Below are 20,776 nucleotides of genomic sequence, written 5' to 3'. Positions count from 1 at the left end.
CCGCCTCGAAGGCGGGGTTTTGTAACTACTTCATCGTCGGGATGACGAACTCAGCCCCATCTTTTACGCCAGACGGCCACCGCGAGGTGACAGTCTTGGTCTTGGTGTAAAAGCGGAATGCATCCGGGCCGTGCTGGTTGAGATCGCCGAAGCCGGAAGCCTTCCAGCCGCCGAAGGTGTAGTATGCGATCGGAACCGGGATCGGCACATTGATACCGACCATGCCAACCTGCACGCGGCTTGCGAAATCGCGGGCCGCATCGCCGTCGCGGGTGAAGATGGCGACGCCGTTGCCATATTCATGATCGTTCGGCAGAGCGAGCGCTTCCTCGTAATTCTTGGCGCGGACAACCGAGAGAACCGGGCCAAAAATTTCTTCCTTATAGATGCGCATGTCGCGCGTCACATTGTCGAACAGGCAACCACCCATGTAGAAGCCATTTTCATAGCCCTGCATCTTGAAGTTACGGCCATCAACGACCAGCTTCGCGCCTTCTTCGACACCGAGATCGACATAGCCGCGAATGCGATCAAGAGCGGCCTTCGTGACAACCGGGCCGTAATCGGCAGAATTATCGGTGGATGGGCCGATCTTGAGCGATTCAACGCGCGGGATCAGCTTTTCCATCAGGCGGTTGGCGGTGTCTTCACCGACTGGAACCGCTACGGAGATTGCCATGCAGCGTTCGCCTGCTGAACCGTAACCAGCGCCGATGAGCGCATCGACGGTCTGGTCCATATCGGCATCCGGCATGATGAGCATGTGGTTCTTCGCGCCGCCAAAGCACTGCACGCGCTTGCCGTTCGAGCAGCCGCGACCGTAGATATACTGGGCAATCGGCGTGGAACCGACGAAGCCGATAGCCTGTACATCCGGATCATCGAGCAGCGCATCGACGGCATCCTTGTCGCCATTGACGACGTTGAAGATGCCTGCAGGCAGACCAGCTTCCATGAAGAGTTCCGCCAGACGCATCGGGACGCCCGGATCGCGCTCGGACGGCTTCAGAACGAAAGCGTTGCCGCATGCAATCGCCGGACCAGCCTTCCAGAGCGGGATCATGGCCGGGAAGTTGAACGGGGTGATACCGGCAACAACGCCGAGCGGCTGGCGCATGGAATAGGTGTCGATGCCCGTGCCGGCATTGTCGGTGAACTCGCCTTTCAGCATATGCGCAGAACCGAGGCAGACTTCCACCACTTCAAGACCGCGCTGAATGTCGCCCTTGGCATCAGCAATGGTCTTGCCGTGCTCACGCGCCAAAAGTTCGGCCAGGCTGTCATATTCGGCTTCGACCAGTTCGAGGAATTTGCGCAGGATGCGGACGCGGCGCTGCGGGTTGGTCGCGCCCCATGCTGGCTGTGCTGCCTTGGCGTTTTCGACAGCGGCGCGCACTTCAGCCTTGGTGGCAAGCGCGACCTTAGCCTGTACCGTGCCGTCAAGCGGCTGGAAAACGTCGGCGGTGCGACCGCTATTACCGGCAACATGCTTGCCGCCGATGAAATGTCCGATATTGCGCATCGAGAAACCTCCCTGATTACCTTTTATGGGTGCACACCCCGCCCCCATCGTTGCACCTATCCTGACTCTGCAAATTCATGATTGCAAGGCGCTGAAAAGCGTATCCGTTGTGCATTTTTTATAGTACGAAACATGATCCCGAAAAGTGCGAAGCGGTTTTCGGATAAGATCATGTTCAAGCGAAAGACCATGATCCCGAAAAGTGTGAAACGGTTTTCGGACAAGATCATGTTCAAGCGAAGTACATTATGAATTGGGATGACATTCGCATATTCCTCGCGGTCGCGCGCTCAGGCCAGATTCTGGGTGCAGCCAAGCGACTTGGCCTGAACCACACCACCGTGGCGCGGCGGCTGACGGCGCTTGAAACCGCGCTTTCCACCACGCTTCTGACACGCCGCACCAATGGCTCGACACTAACGCAGGCGGGTGAGGAATTTCTGCTTGCCGCCGAGCGCATGGAAGCGGAAATGTTGTCCGCCCGCGCGCAGGTCGGCAATGCCGACGTCGCGGTTTCGGGCACGGTGCGCATTGGCGCGCCGGATGGTTTCGGCGTGACTTTTCTGGCGCCACGCCTCGCCCGCCTGATCCAGCAATATCCAGACCTCACCATCCAGTTGGTGCCCGTGCCGCGCTCCTTCTCGCTGTCCCGGCGGGAGGCCGATATCGCTATCACCGTCGAGCGCCCGGAACAGGGACGGCTCATTGCGCGCAGGCTGGTCGATTATACGCTCGGCCTTTACGCCCATCGCAGCTATCTGGAAGCCAATGGCACGCCGGAAACTGCCGACGACCTCAGCCACCATCGTCTGATCAGCTATGTGGAAGATCTGGTCATCAACCCGTCGCTCGCCTATGCGCCGGAAATCAGCCGCGATTGGAAACCGGCTTTTGAAGTGTCGAGCGCTCTGGGACAGGTGGAAGCGGTGCGCGCGGGCGCGGGCATTGGTATTTTGCATGCGTTCATCGCGCGGGCCGACCCCGATCTCGTGCCGGTTATGCCAGACCGGGTGATACGTCGCGCCTATTGGCTCGCTTATCATGAATCCGCACGGACGCTGCGGCGCGTGACAGCAGTTTCCGCTCTCATCTCCGAACTGGTGGAAGGCGAGAAGTCTCTGTTCAGTTGAGGGCAGGTTTGCTCAATTAAGCCGCATATAGGCGACCATCACGCCCACAATCATCGCCGCCGGAACGAACAAAGCGTCAAGGCCGATGAAAGCATGACCGAGGCCGCCAGCAACCGCGCCCAGCATCAGGGCGAGCCAGACGGCAACATGCTGCAACCAGCGCCATTTTGGCGTTTCGCCGCGCAGCGAACAGGCAAGATCGGCAGCGGCATTGAAAAGCGTTCCAGTCACATAGGTCACGCCGAGGCGAGCCGCGCCTATCGGCTGTACGGCAGCATTTTGTGCGCCCATCGCGGCGGCGAGCAGCAGCACCGGCTGGATGAGCATCGCCCCCTCGCGCCGTAGCACGCCCACTGCCAGCAAAATCATCACCACGCTTGCCATCACATAGAGGCTGCCCCAGCGCCCATAGGCGCGCACGGTCAGCGTGCCGAAGAACGCGCCGGAAAAGAACAAGACGATGAGGATTGCGGGAAACCAGACCAGCACCGTGCCTTGCACGCCGGGCTGCCCCGCCAGTGCGACACCGAGCTGCGTGGTGTTGCCGCTCATGAAGGACGCGAAGAAACCGCCCAGTTGCAGAAAGGCTATCGCATCAACAAAACCAGCCGATGCAGTGAGAACCAGACCGAGCGACAGTTTGGAATTCGGTGTCATGTCACGGAACTTCGGGAATGGAACGACCCGGCTTCAACAAGCCGGGCCTTGCAAAACATGCTGACACTCTAGACGCGTTTGACGATGCGCAGAATGATCAGAAGTATCGCCGCGCCGATGAACGCATTGATGATCGAGGCAATGATACCGCCGCCGACGGAAAAGCCGAGGCGCGGCAGAAGCCAGCCCGCGAAGAATGCGCCAATCACGCCGACAATGATATTGCCGATCATGCCGAAACCGCCGCCCTGCACGACCTTTCCCGCCAGCCAGCCTGCGACGAGACCGACAAAAAGAAATACGATTAGACTTCCAACATCCATGCGCTTTTCTCCCTCCAGAGCACATCCCGAAAAGTGTGAAACGGTTTTCGGGCGAGATGTGCGTCGAAACAAACAGTTAGAGCGTCGTCACGCGGCGCATCGGGAGTGAGTTGACAATATGTTGGTCGAGCACACAAGAGGGGTGTGAAAATTTGAGCACATCCTGATATCAACTCAGGATATGCCAAAAAATCAGGGTGCCAGATGCCGGAAAGCGGCGACGACTTCCTCATAGACCTTGCGCTTGAACGGCACGATCAGTTCGGGCAGCTGCTGCATCGGCTTCCAGTCCCAGCTGTCGAATTCAGCTGTATGCCCACCGGGTGGCGGATTGATCGCGATTTCGTTCTCGTCACCCTCGAAACGATAGGCAAACCACTTCTGCGTCTGGCCGCGATATTTGCCCTTGAGAGCCTGACCGACCAGATGCCGTGGCAGATCATAATTGATCCAGTCCGGCGCTTCGGCAAGCAGCGAGACCGACTTCATGCCCGTTTCTTCATAAAGCTCGCGCAATGCGGCTTCGACCGGGTCTTCGCCCTTGTCGATACCACCCTGCGGCATCTGCCAGAGCTGCGTCGCACCATCCATCTCATCGCCCGGAATAATGATGCGATGACCGGCCCAGACGAGACCAGCCTTGTTCAGCACCATCAGCCCAACGCAGGGGCGATAGGGCAAGCTTTCAGGATCGACCGGACCTTTATGCTTCGACATGACATTCTCCGTGATATGTGAGTTTTACTGACGTTCCGGGTCACGGACCAGCGCCGAAACGGGAACGATTTCGATGCCGCGCTTCTTGACCTCATTGGCCCAATCTTTCACCGCGTCGACGGTCACACCGAAAGCGGAGCCGGTGCCAATCGCGCTGCCATTGGCGCGCGCAATGCGTTCCAGCTCTTCGAGACGGTCAAGCACCGCCGAACGGTCCTGTGACGCGTCGATCAGTACATCGGCGGCAGCAAATGGCACGGCGTCCCTTTGCGCGATCCTGTCGGCCTGACTGCGTGCTGACGTGCCGTCATCCAGATAATAAAGCCCGCGCCTGCCGATCTCGCCCAGCACCGGCGCGAAAGCATCTTCCTCGCCAGAAAATCGCGCGCCCATATAGTTCATTACCCCGGCATAATTGGTCATGCGCGACAAGGCCCATAAAAGCGACGTCTGGTTTTTGGCGGCTCCGTCATCCACCGTCAGCGTGTTGCGCCCCGGATTGATGCGCGGATAGTCGAATGGCTCCATCGGCAGTTGCAGCAAAAGCTCGTGGCCGTTCTGCCGCGCAGCCTGCATCCAGCGTTGCAGGCTGTTGCCCTGCGGCGCGAAGGCCAGCGTCACTTCCGATGGCAGCTTCTCTACAGCTTCCATGCTACCGGTTTGGGACAGGCCAAGCCCGCCAATGACCAGCGCGATCCTCGCGCCCCGCGCGCCCGACCAGCCAACCGCATAGGCATCCATCGGGCGCAAGCCGTCTGCGCCGCGCACCGGCAACGGACCGGTCGGGCTTTGCTCGACCAGCGCCTTTTCCGGCAGATGCGCGACCCGCTGGTCCTGGCCTGCCTTGTGCTGGTTCTGCACGACAACGACATTGCCATCCGCTGAACCGGCGGTGACATTTGGCATATCGGGCGTGACCTTGATGATTGCCGGGCCGGTTTGCTGCCCGCCGGTTCCGCGCAACGCAGTGCCGGGCGTGGGCGTGTTGCCCATTGCGGACGATGCCTTCTGCCCCACTTTGGCAGCGGCATCGGGCGGCGTTTGCGCCTCAGCGATGGCTGCCTTTTCAGGCTTGCGAAATGCATCGCGGTTGGTCTGCCAGACGGTGAACATCGTGCCGCCCGCGACGCCCAGCGCAACAGCTGCCCCCAGGCCAAGCAAAGACCAACGAAAAGCGCGGGAGCGTTCGCCCCCGCGCTTTCGCGGTTTCTTGTCCAGTCCGAGCGGGCTGTTCAGATCCAGCATGGAACGATCAGTTCAGCACGCCCTTCTTCGGATCCGGCGGGAATGCGGCATTCGCCACTTCGCCACGCAGGAGCTTCAGAGCTTCGTTGAGCTGGATGTCGTCCTTCGGATCGGCAGGAACATAGGCCGACGAACCGGAGCCATTGTCATCTTCGGCATTGCCCTTGATGTGGCCCTTGAGTTCAGATTCGCCGCGAACGACGTCCTCACCCTTCAGTTCCGGCGGAAGAGGCTGTTCAACCTTGATGTCCGGCGTGATGCCCTTGCCCTGGATCGACTTGCCCGACGGCGTGTAATAAAGCGCTGTTGTCAGGCGCAGCGATCCGTTTTCGCCAAGCGGGATGATGGTCTGCACGGAACCCTTGCCGAAGGACTGCGTGCCGAGCACCGTCGCACGGCGATGATCCTGAAGCGCGCCAGCCACGATTTCCGATGCGCTGGCCGATCCCCCATTGATGAGCACGATCACCGGCTTGCCATCGGTCAGGTCGCCCTTGCGGGCATCAAAGCGCGTCACATCCTGCGGATCGCGGCCACGGGTCGAAACCACTTCGCCCTTGTCGAGGAAAGCATCGGAGACGGCGACGGCCTGATCGAGCAGGCCACCGGGATTGAGGCGCAGATCAAGCACGAAGCCCTTGAGCTTGTCGCCCGGAATCTTGCTCTGGATATCCTTGATCGCCTTGCCGAGATCTTCAGCAGTCTGTTCGGTAAACGAAATCACGCGCACATAACCGACATCGTTTTCGACCCGGTAACGAACGGCCTTCACCTTGATGACGGCACGCGCAATCTTGAGCGTGATCGGCTTGTCGACACCTTGGCGCATCAGCGTCAGTTCAATCGAGGAACCAATTTCGCCGCGCATCTTGTCGACAGCATCGCTGAGGCTCAGGCCCCGCACTTCCTGACCATCGATCTTGGTGATGAGATCGCCTGCGAGAACACCAGCCTTCGAGGCAGGCGTATCGTCGATCGGCGCAATCACCTTCACCAGATCATTGTCCATGGTGACTTCAATGCCGAGGCCGCCGAATTCACCCTTGGTCTGCACGCGCATATCTTGCGCGGCTTCTGGATTGAGATAGGACGAATGCGGATCGAGCGAAGTCAGCATGCCGTTGATGGCGCTTTCCGTCAGCTTCTTGTCATCCGGCGGCGTCACATATTGCGCGCGCACGCGTTCGAAAATATCGCCGAAAAGCGCCAGGTCTTTATAGACGTCGGCATCCTTGGCGGCTGCGAAAGCCGTCGATGCCGGAGCGCCCTGCACCATCACCATGGCGGAAGCTCCCATCAGGGCTCCGGCGAACAGCAGCGACAGTTTACGTATCATTTTTACGTCCTTCCAGAAAGCCGCTCGGTCCACCAGGGTGCCGGATCGACGGGTTTTCCATCTTTTCGAAACTCAATGTAAAGCAACGGCGCACCATTGCCCACCTCTATCGGCGCAACACTCGCGAGAAGTTTATCGCCCATCGCCCCGACCGGTTCTCCCGCCAGTACAAACTGACCTTGCGCCACATCGATTCGCCCCATGCCCGCCATCACGATATGATATCCATTGCCGGCATCGAGGATCAAGAGTTGCCCGTAAGATCTAAACGGTCCCGCATAAAGCACAACGCCATCGGAAGGTGACGTAATCGTGGCGGAGGGCAAGGTTTCCAGCACCTGCCCCATCATCGCGCCGCCTGCGCCATCCTTGTCGCCAAAGCGGCGCGACGTCTTGCCCGCCGCCGGCAAAACCAGCTTTCCCTGCAAGGAGGCGAAATTCGTCTGCGCACGCAGATGGTTGTCATCCGGCCTCGCCTCGCCCGCTCGCTCCCGGGCCGATGCCAGGCGGTCGGCTTCGGCCTTGCGCGCCGCATCGGCAGCGTCACGTACACCGGCCATCTGCTTGTCGAGCCCGTCGATCAAGTCCTTGAGGCTACCGGCCTTGGCGGCCAGTTCTGCCGAACGCTTGCGCTGCGCTTCCATTTCCTGCTCAGACTGCGCCTGCAGCTTCTTCTTTTCTTCAAGCAGAAGCGACTGACGCTTCTGCTCCTCAGCCTGTGTGGTGCGGGTCTGCTGCAACTTCTCGCGCTCCTGCGTGATGGAGGCGGTCACCGTCTGCATATCCTTCAAATCGCCGGTCAGCTCTTCCACCTGACCGCGCATTTCCGGCACCACGGCACCGAGCAGCACGGCGCTGCGGACCGAGGCAAGCGCATCGTCGGGACGGACCAGAATGGCGGGCGGCGGGTTGAGCCCCATGCGCTGCAGAGCGGCCAGCACCTCGGCCAGTACCCCGCGCCGCGCCCGCAGCGATGTGCGAATACCGGCCTCCTGCTCGTGGAGCGAAACCAGCTTTTCGGCAATATCGGCAATATCCTGCTGCAATTTCTTGTCGGTCTTGGCCGACTGGATCAAGGCTGCGGTAATCGTGTCCTGATCCTTCTTGAGACTCGCAACCTCGCTTTCCAGTTGCTTGAGCTTGTCGCCGGTCACGGTCAGCTCACCTGTCAGCTTTTCATATTCGCCAGCCGCCTGATCGCGTTGCTGCTGCAAGGCATCCTGCGCCAAACCGGGCTGCGACGAGGCCACCGCGCCAATAACAGTGCAGGTCGCAAAAAAGCCCGCCCGCGCTAGAGCGAGCAGCCGGAGCTTGCTGAAAGGACGTACAGGACTCATGCGTGTTCTATCGGGGCGAAACAAGGCCAAATTCAGAGCCGAAATCGGTATCGGGACCAACCTATCCCGATACCGTTAACGAAACATCAACCATAAGTCCGACGATCGCAAACGATGGCCCGCGGAACTTAATCCAGCAGATGCAGATAAAACGCGAAGAACAGTCCTGTTCCCCAGTCTTACGATGCGATCAGTCCAAGCTCGATTTTTCTACGTCGTATCATCTCGCGCATCGATGCCGTGCGAAGACACCCTTTCTCGTCGAGCGTATCGGTTTTCTTCCAGATGCCGTATTGTTGTCGGAAATAGTCGATCACCAGCAAGTCTGCGTCCACACGGTCCTGCCCGTCTTCGACGTGATTGAGCAAAGCGCTTACGCTGCTGCCCTTACCCTCGACGCGGCGGCTGTTCTGGCCGATCATCCAAATGGGAATGCCGCGTCTTTCCAGATGGCCGGAAATCCAGGGATCGTCCACGGTCCACATGACATCTGGAATATCGTAGAACAACTCATCGAACCAATCGGGATGAACCAGAACGCCGGCAAAGCCGGAAATCTGATCGACATAGCCCGGCGTGCTCAGGTCCGGCTTGTGCAGAAACAGGGACGCAATGCGCTTCATTCTGTATTTGCGGTCCTTGACCCTCCAGCGGCTGCGCGGAAGCCGGTCGGCGGGCCTGCCCGCATCGGCAATATCGGGGAATGTTTCGCCGACTTCAACGATGCAATGGCTCGGCTTGCGCTCAGCTTCCGTCTTAAATCGCCGGTGCCAGTCGGCATCGTAAATCTTGTCATCGTCACAGAACAGGATATCCACGTCCCGCCCCTTAAGATCAAGCGCAGCCGGTAGAACCTTGGTCGCAGGTCCTAGATCTTCGTCGCAACGGACGATTGTTATGCCTGCGGGTACTTCCGGAAGCCGTCCATCCCAACCGGGAAAACGCCTGTATGTGCGGGGTATATAGAGCCGAACCTCCGTCGCCTTCAGCCTTTGTGACAAAAGCGACAGGAGCGTTGGCTTTAAAAGGCCAAACCGTGGCGGAATGGTCGATAGTGTGATGACGGTAAGTCTGTTCATCTTTATCGCGCTTTTCAAATTACATTAATAAAAACAATAAAATAAGAAAACCAGATTGGCTGCTTCAAGCAGTTCCAAGATTTCAGCGCATTGTCAAGGGAATGAAGATATCACGACCGATGATAGGGATGGCCAGCGAGAATGGTTGCGGCGCGATAAAGCTGTTCGGCGATCAGTATGCGGGCAATCTGGTGCGGCCAGGTCAGTTCACCCAGCGCCAGAACCAGATCGGCGCGTGACCGTAAAGCCGGATCGTGCCCGTCGGGCCCGCCGATGGCGACGATCAACTGTCGCTTGCCGTCATCGCGCATGCGCCCGATGCGCTCGGCAAAAGCCTCGGAACCGAGCGCCTTGCCGCGTTCGTCGAGAAGAATAAGCGCCGCGCCATTATCCAGCGCTTCATGGATACGCTGCGCTTCCTCGGCCTTGCGCAAATCAGCGGTCTGGCCGCGGCTTTCGGGGATTTCGCTCACACCGGCGAATTCCAGTCCCAAAGGCGGACCCGCTTTGGAAAAACGGTCGAAATAGCGCTCGACCAGCTCCCGTTCGGGGCCGGCTTTCATCCGGCCCACGGCAAAAACACTCACACGCATCGCGCCCTCAATATGGCAGGAAGTTCAAGCACCTGCCGGGTCGCAGCAGACGACAGATCAATGGACGGTTCCCAACGCGCGTTCATCGTCGAAATCGTCATCGAGCCATATCTTCTCGATATTGTAGAAGTCACGGACTTCAGGTCGGAAGATGTGCACGATGATATCTCCCGTGTCGATCAGGACCCAATCGCCACTTTCTAGCCCTTCGACCCGCATGTTATTGCAGCCCGCTTCACGCAGCGCCTGCAAAAGATGGTCGGCCACAGCCGTCACGTGACGGTGCGAACGGCCCGACGCGACGATCATATAATCGCCGATCGTTGATCTTCCGCGAATGTCAATGGGGATGATGGATTCTGCCTTGGAGTTTTCGAGACTGGCCAAGGCCGCGTCGAAGGTCTGGGACACGAGATCGGTCTCGTTCATCCTGACCGGTGAAGGCGCGTGGTGAGCCTTCTTCTCAAGTGCTGTTCTCAGTGTATTGCCTTTCTAACAAGAACAAGCCGTTACGGCAGTAAAAGCACCGTACCTGATTAAGATAGGCAGAGTCCCTGTTTTGTTTCAAGAGTCACGACCTGACAGGGTCGTTCACTTTTTCAATATTTTGCTCTTTTTTACGCATATCTTGTTGAGACTGTCACGAAACCATCAAGATCCTGTGCCGGACTTGCGAATGGCGCTTGATGAAAGCGACGAGCGCGGCCCATGGATGAAAGTCCAGGCTGGGGGTGAGCGGCGCGCCAGTATCGGCGCATATTGCTCATCAAGACGGCTGTGCGAAAAAGTCTGCGCCATGCGCGACGACAGATAGGCCAGTGTCGAACCGGGACGGTCGATCACCGCAATCGGGAAATTATTGGCGATTTCGCGCCAGCGCTGCCAGCGATGGAAGGACGCCAGATTGTCCGCGCCCATCACCCAGACGAAATGCACGCCGGGATTGGCGTCGCGGATCAGGGCCAGCGTGTCGGCGGTATAGCGCACATTGAAGGCGGCTTCGAGCGCGGTCACCTTGATACGCGGATCGCTGGCGATTTCTTCGCTCCACCCCAACCTGTCCGCCAGGGGGGCCAGTTCGCGGCTGTCTTTCAGCGGATTGCCGGGCGTCACCATCCACCAGAGCTGATCGAGCTTCAGCCGCCGGATGGCAATCTCCGCAACGAGAGCGTGACCGCCATGCGGCGGGTTGAACGAACCGCCAAAAAGGCCGACCGCCATGCCTTTTTCAGCATGCGGCATGCGCAAATATTTTGCGTCGACGCCCGGATATTGTTCTTTCAGTGCGGAAAGCCCGAAACCAAAGCGCATCAGCTTCGAATCTGCCCGTTACCGCGAACACGATATTTGAACGAGGTCAGTTGCTCGACCCCTACAGGGCCCCGCGCATGCATCTTGCCCGTGGCGATGCCGATTTCCGCGCCCATACCGAACTCGCCGCCATCGGCAAACTGCGTCGAGGCATTGTGCAGCAAAATAGCCGAGTCGATCTCGTTAAAAAACCGCGCAACCGCTTCCGCATCCTCGGCGACGATGGCCTCCGTGTGATGCGAGGAATAGCGGTTGATGTGCCGGATCGCACCATCGACGCCATCGACAAGCGCCACGGAAATGATCGCGTCCAGATATTCGGTGGACCAGTCTTCCTCACTCGCCGCAATGGCTGCCGGATAAAGCGCCTTCACCTCTTCGCTGCCACGGATTTCACAACCCTTGGCAGCCAGATCTTCCAGGATCGGCACCAGATGCGTCGAGGCGGCCGCGCGATCCACCAGCAGTGTTTCCGCCGATCCGCAAATGCCCGTGCGCCGCATCTTGGCATTGACCGCAATCTTGCGCGCCATGTCGAGATCGGCGGTCTTGTCGATATAAAGATGGCAGATGCCTTCCAGATGCGCGAAAACCGGCACGCGCGCTTCCGACTGAACGCGCGCGACGAGGCTTTTGCCGCCGCGCGGCACGATGACGTCGATAGCGCCGTCGAGCCCTTTCAGCATTTCTCCGACCGCCGCGCGATCCGTCACCGGCACGAGCTGGATGGCATCGGCAGGCAGTCCGCCCGCTTCCAGTCCGGCCACGAGCGCTTTGTGAATAGCCGCCGACGAATGGGCCGAATCCGAACCGCCGCGCAGGATCACCGCATTGCCAGCCTTGAGGCAGAGCGCACCGGCATCCGCCGTCACATTGGGGCGGCTTTCATAAATGACGCCGATGACACCGAGCGGCGTGCGCACGCGCTCGATATGCAGGCCATTGGGACGATCCCACTCAGCGATCACCGCGCCAACCGGATCGGGCAAGGATGCAATGGCGCGGATGCCTTCCGCGATCCCCTCGATACGCGCGTCGTCGAGCGTCAGACGATCCACGAAGGAAGCAGCCATTCCGCTCTTGGCGGCATTGGCCAGATCAAGCCTGTTGGCTTCGAGAATGGCTTCGCGGCTTTGGAGAATGGCGTCGGCCGCAGCCAGAAGCGCCTTGTTCTTCTGCTCAGCGCCAGCAATCGCCAGTGGTGCTGCGGCGGCTTTCGCATTGCGGCCCACCTCGGCCATGATCGCGGCTATGTCGCTTCCAGCGTCCACTTTATTCAGCATCCTCTCCCCGCCTTTCCCTGTTCAGGCATCTTCGGTCTCGGCGGCCACGGCTGCGCCGCGCACCACGAGATCATTGCGATGGATCATCGCCGCGCGCGCATCATAGCCAAGAATGGCGCTGATCTCATCGCTTTTATGTCCCGCAATCTTGCGCGCATCCTCGGCATCGTAAGCGATCAGCCCACGCGCAATCTCCCGACCGTCCTCGTTCAGAACGGCAACCGTGTCGCCACGCTCAAACTGGCCGTCGACTTCTCTCACGCCCGCAGGCAACAGCGACTTGCCCGATTTCAGCGCCTTGGCAGCACCTGCATCGACAGTGAGGCGACCCGCCGGTTCCAGATTGCCGGAAATCCAGGTTTTCCAGGCATTGACCGGCGTGCGGGCAGCTTCGAACAGGGTCGCACGCTCACCGCGATCAATTGCCGAAAGCGGTCCCATGCGCACACCCGAGGTGATGATCATCGCCGTTCCGGCGGCATTGGCGATCTTGCCGGCATCGAGCTTGGTCTTCATGCCGCCGCGCGACAGTTCCGAAGCCGCAGCGCCCGCCATGGCCTCGATCTGCGGCGTGATGGTTTCCACCAGCGGCAAAAACGCGGCATCCGGGTTCTTGTGCGGCGGTGCGGTATAAAGCCCGTCAATATCGGAGAGCAGGATCAGAAGGTCCGCGCCCATCATGGTCGCCACGCGCGCGGCCAGACGGTCATTATCGCCATAGCGGATTTCCGTCGTCGCCACCGTGTCGTTTTCATTGATGACCGGCACGGCCTTGAGCTTCAAAAGCGTCTCGATGGTGGCGCGCGCATTGAGATAACGACGGCGCTCCTCGGTATCGGAAAGCGTCACCAGAATCTGGCCCGACTTGATGCCATGCCCGCCGAGCACATCGGCATAGGCTTTGGCGAGCGCGATCTGGCCGGCAGCGGCTGCGGCCTGACTTTCCTCAAGCTTCAACGCCTTTTTTGGCAGACCGAGCACGGTGCGGCCCAGCGCAATGGCGCCGGATGAAACCACCAGCACCTCCACGCCTGCATGATGCAGGGCGGCAATATCCTGCCCCAGGCTTTCCAGCCATTCGCGCTTCAGCCCGCTGGCACGATCCACCAGAAGAGCGGACCCGATTTTCACAACAATGCGGCGATAGTCTTTCAACTGCTTCAACATGCTCTTATTCCTCTCGCCGCATCCAAGCGCATCCCGAAAAGTGTGAAACGGTTTTCGGTCAAGATGCGCGCTCAAATAAAATCCGACGCTTATTCTTCGACTTGCGCCGTTCCAGCTTCCTGCGCACGGCTCGCATCGATGACCGCCGCAAGCTGGCGCAGCGCATCGTTCAGTCCTTCATGGCTGACAGCGGAAAGCAGCAGCGGATCGCGACCGCAGGCCTTTTTCAGCGCCTTGACCTTTGCCTTGCGCGCATCGGGATCGAGCGTGTCGATCTGCGACAGCGCGACGATTTCAGCCTTGTCGGCAAGTCCATGCTCATAGGCTTCCAGCTCGCTGCGAATGACCTTATAGGCTTTGGCCACGTCTTCTTCCTGCGCCGACACCAGATGCAGCAGAACGCGGGTGCGCTCGACATGACCGAGGAAACGGTCGCCAAGGCCCACGCCTTCGCTGGCGCCTTCGATCAGCCCCGGAATATCCGCGATCACGAATTCACGCCCATCCACGCGTGCGACACCGAGATTGGGATGCAGCGTGGTAAACGGATAATCGGCGATCTTCGGTTTGGCTGCTGTCACACTGGCCAGGAAGGTGGACTTGCCTGCATTGGGCAGGCCGACCAGACCGGCATCGGCGATCAGCTTCAGGCGCAGCCATATGGTGCGCTCGATGCCTTCCTGTCCAGGATTGGCGCGACGCGGCGCGCGATTGGTCGATGTGGTGAAATGCAGATTGCCGAAACCGCCATTGCCGCCCTTGGCCAGACGATAGCGCTGGCCGACTTCGGTAATGTCGCAGATCAGCGTCTCATTATCTTCTTCGAAAATCTGCGTGCCGACGGGCACTTTGAGAATGACGTCGTCACCCTTACCGCCGGTCATGTTGCGGCCCATGCCATGCATGCCGGTCTTGCCCCGGAAATGCTGCTGATAGCGATAGTCGATCAGCGTGTTGAGGCCGTCCACGGCCTCCACCCACACATCGCCGCCACGTCCGCCATCGCCGCCATCGGGACCGCCGAATTCAAGAAATTTCTCGCGGCGAAACGATACGGCCCCCGCCCCGCCATCGCCGGAGCGGATATAAATCTTGGCCTGATCGAGAAATTTCATTGAACCTTACCTCTTGCGGCGCAATCGCGCCTTAAACCCGGGCCCGCGCATCACCTTGCGAAAGCCAAATTGCAATTACAGCAAAACCCGTTTCCTGCAAACAGTTGCAGTGGCTGGATTTCATCAGAACTTGTCTTTCCAGACCGGTTCGCTGAAGTCGATATAGAGCAGTTCCTGATCCAGATACTGCCCCTGCACAAAAAGCGACTTCGGCTCAAGCCCGTAGGTCTTGAAGCCAAGCGCATGATAGATCCGCTTTGCCGGTTCGTTCGTCGCCACCACCTTGGCGTCGAGAAGCACAACCTGCGCCGCCGAATGTTCGATCACTTTGCGAACCAGAGCTTTGCCCAGCTCCAACCCACGCGCTTCCGGTGCCACAAACACGCCCCAGAGCGTTCCGCGGTGGCGTTCGGATTTGCGGTCGTGGCGAAACATGCCTGCTGTACCCAGCAGGTTTTCACCGTCAAATGCGCCGAAGATAATATTGCCATCCACCTGCTCCAGACGGCGTGCAAAGACGCTGTCGGAATAGGCATTTTCTTCCTCGAAGCTCGAACCGAAGGATAGCGGTGCGCGGCTCAGCGCGCTCAATCTGATGGCGCGATAGCGATGCAGATCGCCCTTATCAAGAGCGCGCACCACAATGTTTTCGGGTGCACTCACATAACTGTCGTTCATTGCATTCCCCAATTTCTATGTTATTTCCCCGACCATCTCCCGAAAACCGCTTTATGCTTATCGAGACGGTCAAGGCGGCCCTGCGAAAACCGCAGGGCCTTATTATCTTATGACTGCCAGCTTCTCAGGCCGATCCAGGTGCGCCGGTCGAGAACATAGCGTTCAACCGGAACGTTTCCGGCGGCGAGCGTATCCGACATGCCCATGCTGCTGAACTGGAAGCCGCATTTGTGGATCACACGACGCGATCCGCTGTTGGTTGCCCGGCAGGAAATATGCAGCCGGTCGATCGGGGTCGCCCGAAATACCAGATCGATCAGCGAATGAGCGGCCTCAGTGGCAAAGCCATACCCCCAATAGGGCTCGCCCAGCCAGTAGCCGATCTCCAGTCCGTCGCCATGTTTATTCGCATGGATGCCGCAACAGCCCATAAAGATGCCGGTCTCGGCTTGCGTAATGGCGTAGATGCAATTGCCCATCTCGCCTTTTCGCACGCGATCGACAAAGTCGACGGCATTCTCGCGTGTATATGGATGCGGCATGCGCGTGAGCATGCCCGAAACGCGGAGATTGTTGGCAAGATAGGAAATGGCATCTACGTCTTCGGCATGCGGCGGGCGCAGAACCAGCCTTTCAGTGACCAAGACGGGGCAATCTAAAACGGGAGCCAACTCAGGCTCCAGATCAGCCGCCAGACCGGGAGAGAAATCGGCGAAGCGCTCCCTCCGGCTCATACAGCTTTCTGCGTAACAATCTTCTTCTAAAACGTCGACAACCATTTTTCTGTCCTCCAGATGCAAAAAGGGAAGATGGTGGTCCCATCTTCCCTTCGATCTTTTGGCTAGGCTGCCATATACACCGGGTCCAATGGGACGCCGGTGGTTTTAAGAGGCCCGGCTTACTCTGCTGCTTCCGCGATCGGGTCTACCGATACGTACGTGCGGCCGTTAGCTTTCGTACGGAAAGATACGGAACCGTTCGTGGTTGCAAAAATAGTGTGGTCCTTGCCGAGGCCAACATTGGCGCCCGGATGCCACTTCGTGCCACGTTGACGCACGATGATGTTGCCAGCGAGCACAGCTTCGCCGCCAAACTTCTTCACGCCAAGGCGTTTGGATTCTGAATCGCGACCGTTACGCGAGGAACCGCCAGCTTTTTTGTGTGCCATTGGTGTTCTCCTTTAATCTCTCTACTTACTCAGCCGACTCGGCCTTGGCTGCAGCCTTCTTAGGCGCTGCCTTCTTCGGCTTTGCGGCTTCGCCTTCAGCGGCTTCTGCCTTCGGAGCCTTCTTCTCAGCGGCCTTCTTGGAAGGCTTTGCGCCGTCGGTGAGGATCTCCGAGATGCGGATAGTCGTCAGTTCCTGACGATGACCACGGGTGCGCTTCGAATTCTGACGGCGACGCTTCTTGAACGCGATGACCTTGCGTGCACGGCCCTGTTCGACGACTTCGGCGGTCACGAGAGCGCCAGCGACGGTCGGTGCGCCAATGGTCGTGCCGACCATCAGAACTTCTGCGAATTCTACGATGTCACCGGCTTCGCCAGCGACTTTTTCGACCTTGATCAGGTCGTTTGCGGCAACGCGGTACTGCTTGCCACCGGTCTTGATGACTGCGAACATTTGTTGTCCTTTCGGTTGTTCGGTCCGGCTCTCATTTCCACGACATTAGCGCCGAAGTGATGGGCCGTCTTTTTATCAGTCGGTTAAGTGAAGGGCTTAAGCCCCTTGATTGCCACCCCGGAAACCCGGAAATCCTCAATCAAAACAATAGGCGCGGACTGCGCCACGCCTAAGGTCTGGTGCTTATAGGTTCGGAACGTGGGAAAAGTCAAGAATTTTCACGATAGAATGCAAATTAGCTCTTGTCTAATTGCGATCAGCCCGCTATTGAGCCGCTACACACTTAGCATTCGCTTTTGATGCTGTTTGACGGTGCGATACAATAGATCGTTTTACCGGATTGCACAATGCGGAGAGGTGGCTGAGTGGTTGAAAGTACCGCACTCGAAATGCGGCGTGGGGGTAACTCCACCGTGGGTTCGAATCCCACCCTCTCCGCCATTTTTCTCATCGAAATCCAAGTCCTAGCATCGCAGCAATACTTCTCTGTGCGCGTTGAACCATGCTAGAAGGCAGCATGAGTGTATTGTCATCCGTTGCCCCTATTTATCATCCGCCGCTGGAGCCATATGTCTCCATCATTCATCGCGATGCGGATCTCCTGGTATTGGACAAGCCAAGCGGGCTTTTGTCCGTTCCCGGTCGTCACCCGGCCCTCTCCGATAGCCTTGCCACGCGGGTGCAAAAGCAATTCCCGCAAGCGCTGATGATAAACCGGCTGGACAAGGACACGTCCGGTCTGGTCCTGATGTCGCTGAACAGAAAAGCCCATGCCCATGTCGCAGCGCAGTTCGAGGGTCGGACCACCGAGAAATCCTACATCGCCGAAGTCTGGGGACGCATGGATAGCGACGAAGGTTTTGTCGATCTGCCGCTGGCTATCGATCCCGACAACAAGCCGCGTCATCGCGTGGACCGTGCGCACGGCAAACCGGCGCAAACGCGCTGGCAGGTCTTGGGCCAGGATGAAAATAGCACGCGCCTGCGTCTCTTTCCCCTGACTGGTCGCACGCATCAATTGCGCGTCCATATGCTGGCGATAGGACATGTCATTCTCGGCGACGAATTCTATGCAGAAGGCGCGGCGCTCACGGCAGCAGACCGCTTGCTTCTGCACGCGGAGACACTAACCTTTCGCCATCCCGACGGGCGCGACGTGACATTCGCCGCGCCATGCCCGTTCTGATCCTGTATTGAGATCATAGATGTCGCAGAAATTAGATACATCGGAGCTGGTTGTCGATTTCGTCGGCGGCGCTGTCGGCCACCGCTTTCGCTCTGGCGAAGGACGCGGACAGGCGCTTGCAAAAGCGGTGGGCTTCACCGGCAGCGTCACGCCTCAGATTGTCGATGCGACGGCGGGTCTGGGCCGAGACGCATTTCTGCTCGCATCGCTTGGCGCGCGCGTCACCTTGATCGAACGTTCCGAGAAAATGCATGCATTGCTGGCGGAGGGTCTGGCGCGCGCGGCCGCGGAAGGCGGTCCCTATGCCGAGACCGTGGCGCGGATGACCTTGCTGCATGGCGATTCCTGCGAATTGCTGCCAGAGCTGACGCCACAGGTGGTATTGGTTGACCCCATGCATCCGCCGCGCGGCAACACAGCTCTCGTCAAAAAAGAAATGCGGCAGATCCGCGAGATTGTCGGCACAGACCCAGATGCGGAAAAGCTGATGCAGGTTGCACTGGAAGTAGCGCTCAATCGCGTGGTGCTCAAATGGCCTCTACGCGCCGCGCCGATGTCTGGTTTGCGAAAACCTTCGCATCAAATCTTGGGCAAAAGCACCCGTTACGATGTATTTGTTAAAGCTAAAATCACATAAATCTTTCAGCAAAGCGGCGTAGGTCGTGGTCCTCCGACAGTGCAGAATAATAAAACTATAGCAGTTTTGAGAATTCAGTTTAATTTGGAAAGGCTGCATTTCGCAAAACGTAATTCATAATATTACCGAGGGCGTATGAAGACACAGATGGATCTGACGACAGCGCCCATCAATCAAGCGCTGCTGCTCTTTGCCTTGCCGACGCTTGGATCGTCGATCCTGCAATCCGCAAACGGTTCCATCGATACGATCTGGATCGGCCATTTGCTCGGAACAGATGCGCTGGCGGCCACCACCAACGGCAATCTCGTCATGTTCCTGCTGACAGCTTTTGTGTTTGGCTTTGGCATGGCATCGACCATTCTGATCGGACAGTCTTTCGGACGGCGCGACCTTGAAACCGCGCGCGCCATCACCGGCACGACGCTCGGCGCCTTCGTGCCGATCAGCATACTTGTTTCCATCGCAGGCTGGTTTCTGGCGCCGCATGTCCTGACACTGTTGGGCACACCGGACATAATCGCGCCGCTGGCTCGTGCCTTTCTGCAAGTCACCTTCGTCGCCATGCCCGCCATCCTCATGCAGACAATCCTGATGATGGCGCTACGTGGCAGCGGCGACTCCATAACACCGCTGATTTTCATGGGTCTGGCCGTTATCCTGGATATTGCCTTCAATCCTCTGCTCATCCTCGGGATCGGCCCTATCCCCGCCTTGGGGATATCCGGCTCGGCGCTTGCCACGGCGGTTGCAAACTATATCAGCCTCGCAGCCATGCTGTTCTACATCTATCGCAAAGATCTCCCCTTGCGTTTGAAAGGCGAGGAGCTGCGGTTTCTCATGCCGGACCTCAAAGTGCTGAAACTCATCTTCAGCAAGGGGTTGCCCATGGGAATCCAGATGATCGTGGTTTCGAGCGCTATGCTGACCATGATGCGATTGGTCAATCAGGAGGGTGTCGATACGACAGCAGCTTTTGGGGCAACACAGCAGTTGTGGACCTATGTGCAGATGCCCGCCATGGCGCTTGGCGCGGCAGTCAGCGCGATGGCCGCGCAAAATATCGGCGCCGGCAACTGGGATCGCGTCGGCAGCATCACCCGCATCGGTGTGCTCTATGCGATCTTGATGACCGGTGTTCTGGTGGTACTGCTGCTCATCGCCGACCGGCAGGCAATGGAGATATTTCTCGGCGCTGACAGTTCCGCGATCCCGATTGGCCAGCATATTGGCAAAATGGCGACATGGGGCTTCATCGCCTTTGGCGTTTCGATGGTCCTGTTCGGAACGGTCCGCGCCAATGGACAGGTGATCTGGCCGCTCATCATCCTCTTCGTATCGATGTATCCGGTTCGGCTGGGTGTTGCGGTCGGCTTGCGGCAATGGCTTGGCGTCGACGCACTGTGGCTCAGTTTTCCGGTCGCCATGCTATCCACCATGCTCATGGCAGGTGTTCTTTACCTTTGCGGCAACTGGCGCGAAAACAAATCGATGAATGTCGACAAATACGAACAGGAAAACGTCGTCGCTTCGACGTCACAGACGGCTGAAGCAGCGCCCCCCGCCAATGCTTTGGCACCCAATGCACCGACTGTCATGGAGGGCAACGTAGCAGGCTCACGGTAAAACCGAACGCGCTATCGCCTGAGATTTCGGTAGCTGCACATATCGGACGGATACCTTGAAAACAATGCAAAATTACCGGTGCTGACCTGTTGCAATCTTTGTTGTGTTGGTTCATATAGCGCGTGCCTGACGGATTGGTTCTTTATTGGATCGACTGGCGCGAGCGGGTGTAGCTCAGGGGTAGAGCACAACCTTGCCAAGGTTGGGGTCGA

22 protein-coding genes and 1 tRNA gene are annotated in these 20,776 nt (G+C 58.5%); 5 read left to right on the top strand and 18 right to left on the bottom strand.

All coding sequences use genetic code 11. The features are described from left to right. Positions 1–25 precede the first annotated feature (25 nt). Positions 26–1,522 carry a CoA-acylating methylmalonate-semialdehyde dehydrogenase gene (locus JAU75_RS23355; RefSeq protein WP_199058870.1) on the bottom strand — a complete coding sequence of 499 codons (1,497 nt, stop codon included), beginning with the start codon at positions 1,520–1,522 and terminating at the stop codon, positions 26–28. A 248-nt stretch (positions 1,523–1,770) separates the two neighbouring features. On the opposite strand from JAU75_RS23355, the gene JAU75_RS23350 reads away from it, so the two are divergent. Beyond that, complete coding sequence (locus JAU75_RS23350; RefSeq protein ID WP_199058869.1) at positions 1,771–2,652, top strand: LysR family transcriptional regulator; 882 nt, start codon at positions 1,771–1,773, stop codon at positions 2,650–2,652. Positions 2,653–2,664: 12 nt separating this feature from the next. On the opposite strand, the gene JAU75_RS23345 is transcribed toward JAU75_RS23350, so the two are convergent. The 17 genes from JAU75_RS23345 to rplU form a co-directional block, all read right to left on the bottom strand. Then, positions 2,665–3,309, bottom strand: a complete 645-nt coding sequence (locus JAU75_RS23345; RefSeq protein WP_199058868.1) for a YoaK family protein — start codon at positions 3,307–3,309, stop codon at positions 2,665–2,667. A 68-nt stretch (positions 3,310–3,377) separates the two neighbouring features. After that, complete coding sequence (locus tag JAU75_RS23340; protein ID WP_078340905.1) at positions 3,378–3,632, bottom strand: GlsB/YeaQ/YmgE family stress response membrane protein; 255 nt, start codon at positions 3,630–3,632, stop codon at positions 3,378–3,380. A gap of 192 nt (positions 3,633–3,824) precedes the next feature. Further along, positions 3,825–4,349, bottom strand: a complete 525-nt coding sequence (locus tag JAU75_RS23335) for an RNA pyrophosphohydrolase (RefSeq protein ID WP_199058867.1) — start codon at positions 4,347–4,349, stop codon at positions 3,825–3,827. 24 nt (positions 4,350–4,373) lie between these two features. Then, positions 4,374–5,594, bottom strand: coding sequence for a divergent polysaccharide deacetylase family protein (locus tag JAU75_RS23330; RefSeq protein ID WP_199058866.1), 1,221 nt, complete (start codon positions 5,592–5,594; stop codon positions 4,374–4,376). Between the two features lie 7 nt (positions 5,595–5,601). Continuing rightward, positions 5,602–6,930, bottom strand: a complete 1,329-nt coding sequence (locus tag JAU75_RS23325) for a S41 family peptidase (protein WP_121538681.1) — start codon at positions 6,928–6,930, stop codon at positions 5,602–5,604. A 2-nt stretch (positions 6,931–6,932) separates the two neighbouring features. Continuing rightward, on the bottom strand, positions 6,933–8,267 hold the full coding sequence (locus JAU75_RS23320) for a murein hydrolase activator EnvC (RefSeq protein WP_199058865.1): 1,335 nt from the start codon (positions 8,265–8,267) through the stop codon (positions 6,933–6,935). Between the two features lie 179 nt (positions 8,268–8,446). Further along, the gene (locus JAU75_RS23315; RefSeq protein WP_199058864.1) at positions 8,447–9,346 is read right to left on the bottom strand and encodes a glycosyltransferase family 2 protein; all 900 of its coding nucleotides are present in this window, start codon (positions 9,344–9,346) and stop codon (positions 8,447–8,449) included. A gap of 110 nt (positions 9,347–9,456) precedes the next feature. Next, the gene (gene rlmH / locus JAU75_RS23310; RefSeq protein ID WP_199058863.1) at positions 9,457–9,939 is read right to left on the bottom strand and encodes a 23S rRNA (pseudouridine(1915)-N(3))-methyltransferase RlmH; all 483 of its coding nucleotides are present in this window, start codon (positions 9,937–9,939) and stop codon (positions 9,457–9,459) included. Between the two features lie 57 nt (positions 9,940–9,996). Next, a complete protein-coding gene (gene rsfS, locus JAU75_RS23305; protein ID WP_199058862.1) occupies positions 9,997–10,368 on the bottom strand; it encodes a ribosome silencing factor in 372 nt (123 codons plus the stop codon). 222 nt (positions 10,369–10,590) lie between these two features. Then, positions 10,591–11,250 carry a nicotinate-nucleotide adenylyltransferase gene (locus JAU75_RS23300; RefSeq protein WP_199058861.1) on the bottom strand — a complete coding sequence of 220 codons (660 nt, stop codon included), beginning with the start codon at positions 11,248–11,250 and terminating at the stop codon, positions 10,591–10,593. Beyond that, positions 11,250–12,533: a glutamate-5-semialdehyde dehydrogenase gene (locus JAU75_RS23295; RefSeq protein WP_199058860.1), complete on the bottom strand. Its 1,284-nt coding sequence runs from the start codon at positions 12,531–12,533 to the stop codon at positions 11,250–11,252. The genes JAU75_RS23300 and JAU75_RS23295 overlap by 1 nt, the downstream gene beginning before the upstream one ends. A gap of 21 nt (positions 12,534–12,554) precedes the next feature. After that, positions 12,555–13,700 (bottom strand): glutamate 5-kinase, encoded by a 1,146-nt coding sequence (gene proB, locus JAU75_RS23290; RefSeq protein ID WP_199058859.1) that lies wholly within the window; start codon positions 13,698–13,700, stop codon positions 12,555–12,557. An 89-nt stretch (positions 13,701–13,789) separates the two neighbouring features. Further along, entirely contained in the window at positions 13,790–14,815 is a 1,026-nt protein-coding gene (gene obgE, locus JAU75_RS23285; protein ID WP_199058858.1) for a GTPase ObgE, read from the bottom strand. Positions 14,816–14,938: 123 nt separating this feature from the next. Then, the gene (locus tag JAU75_RS23280) at positions 14,939–15,493 is read right to left on the bottom strand and encodes a GNAT family N-acetyltransferase (RefSeq protein WP_199058857.1); all 555 of its coding nucleotides are present in this window, start codon (positions 15,491–15,493) and stop codon (positions 14,939–14,941) included. A 107-nt stretch (positions 15,494–15,600) separates the two neighbouring features. Further along, positions 15,601–16,272, bottom strand: a complete 672-nt coding sequence (locus JAU75_RS23275; RefSeq protein ID WP_199058856.1) for a GNAT family N-acetyltransferase — start codon at positions 16,270–16,272, stop codon at positions 15,601–15,603. 119 nt (positions 16,273–16,391) lie between these two features. Beyond that, a complete protein-coding gene (rpmA, locus tag JAU75_RS23270) occupies positions 16,392–16,661 on the bottom strand; it encodes a 50S ribosomal protein L27 (RefSeq protein ID WP_010661520.1) in 270 nt (89 codons plus the stop codon). Between the two features lie 25 nt (positions 16,662–16,686). Then, positions 16,687–17,115 carry a 50S ribosomal protein L21 gene (gene rplU, locus JAU75_RS23265; protein WP_199058855.1) on the bottom strand — a complete coding sequence of 143 codons (429 nt, stop codon included), beginning with the start codon at positions 17,113–17,115 and terminating at the stop codon, positions 16,687–16,689. Between the two features lie 351 nt (positions 17,116–17,466). Between rplU and JAU75_RS23260 the strand changes: the two genes are divergently transcribed. The 4 genes from JAU75_RS23260 (at position 17,467) to JAU75_RS23245 (ending at position 20,564) form a co-directional block, all read left to right on the top strand. Beyond that, positions 17,467–17,556, top strand: a tRNA-Ser gene (locus tag JAU75_RS23260). A 76-nt stretch (positions 17,557–17,632) separates the two neighbouring features. Next, a complete protein-coding gene (locus JAU75_RS23255) occupies positions 17,633–18,301 on the top strand; it encodes a pseudouridine synthase (RefSeq protein WP_199058854.1) in 669 nt (222 codons plus the stop codon). 19 nt (positions 18,302–18,320) lie between these two features. After that, a complete protein-coding gene (locus JAU75_RS23250; protein WP_199058853.1) occupies positions 18,321–18,938 on the top strand; it encodes a class I SAM-dependent methyltransferase in 618 nt (205 codons plus the stop codon). 135 nt (positions 18,939–19,073) lie between these two features. Next, positions 19,074–20,564: an MATE family efflux transporter gene (locus JAU75_RS23245; protein WP_199058852.1), complete on the top strand. Its 1,491-nt coding sequence runs from the start codon at positions 19,074–19,076 to the stop codon at positions 20,562–20,564. The last annotated feature ends 212 nt before the right edge of the window (positions 20,565–20,776 follow it).

It is taken from the genome of Ochrobactrum sp. Q0168 (assembly GCF_016427605.1).
Lineage (GTDB): Bacteria > Pseudomonadota > Alphaproteobacteria > Rhizobiales > Rhizobiaceae > Brucella.
Note: the sequence above shows the minus strand (reverse complement) of the source record. Positions and strands in the feature narration are given on the sequence as shown.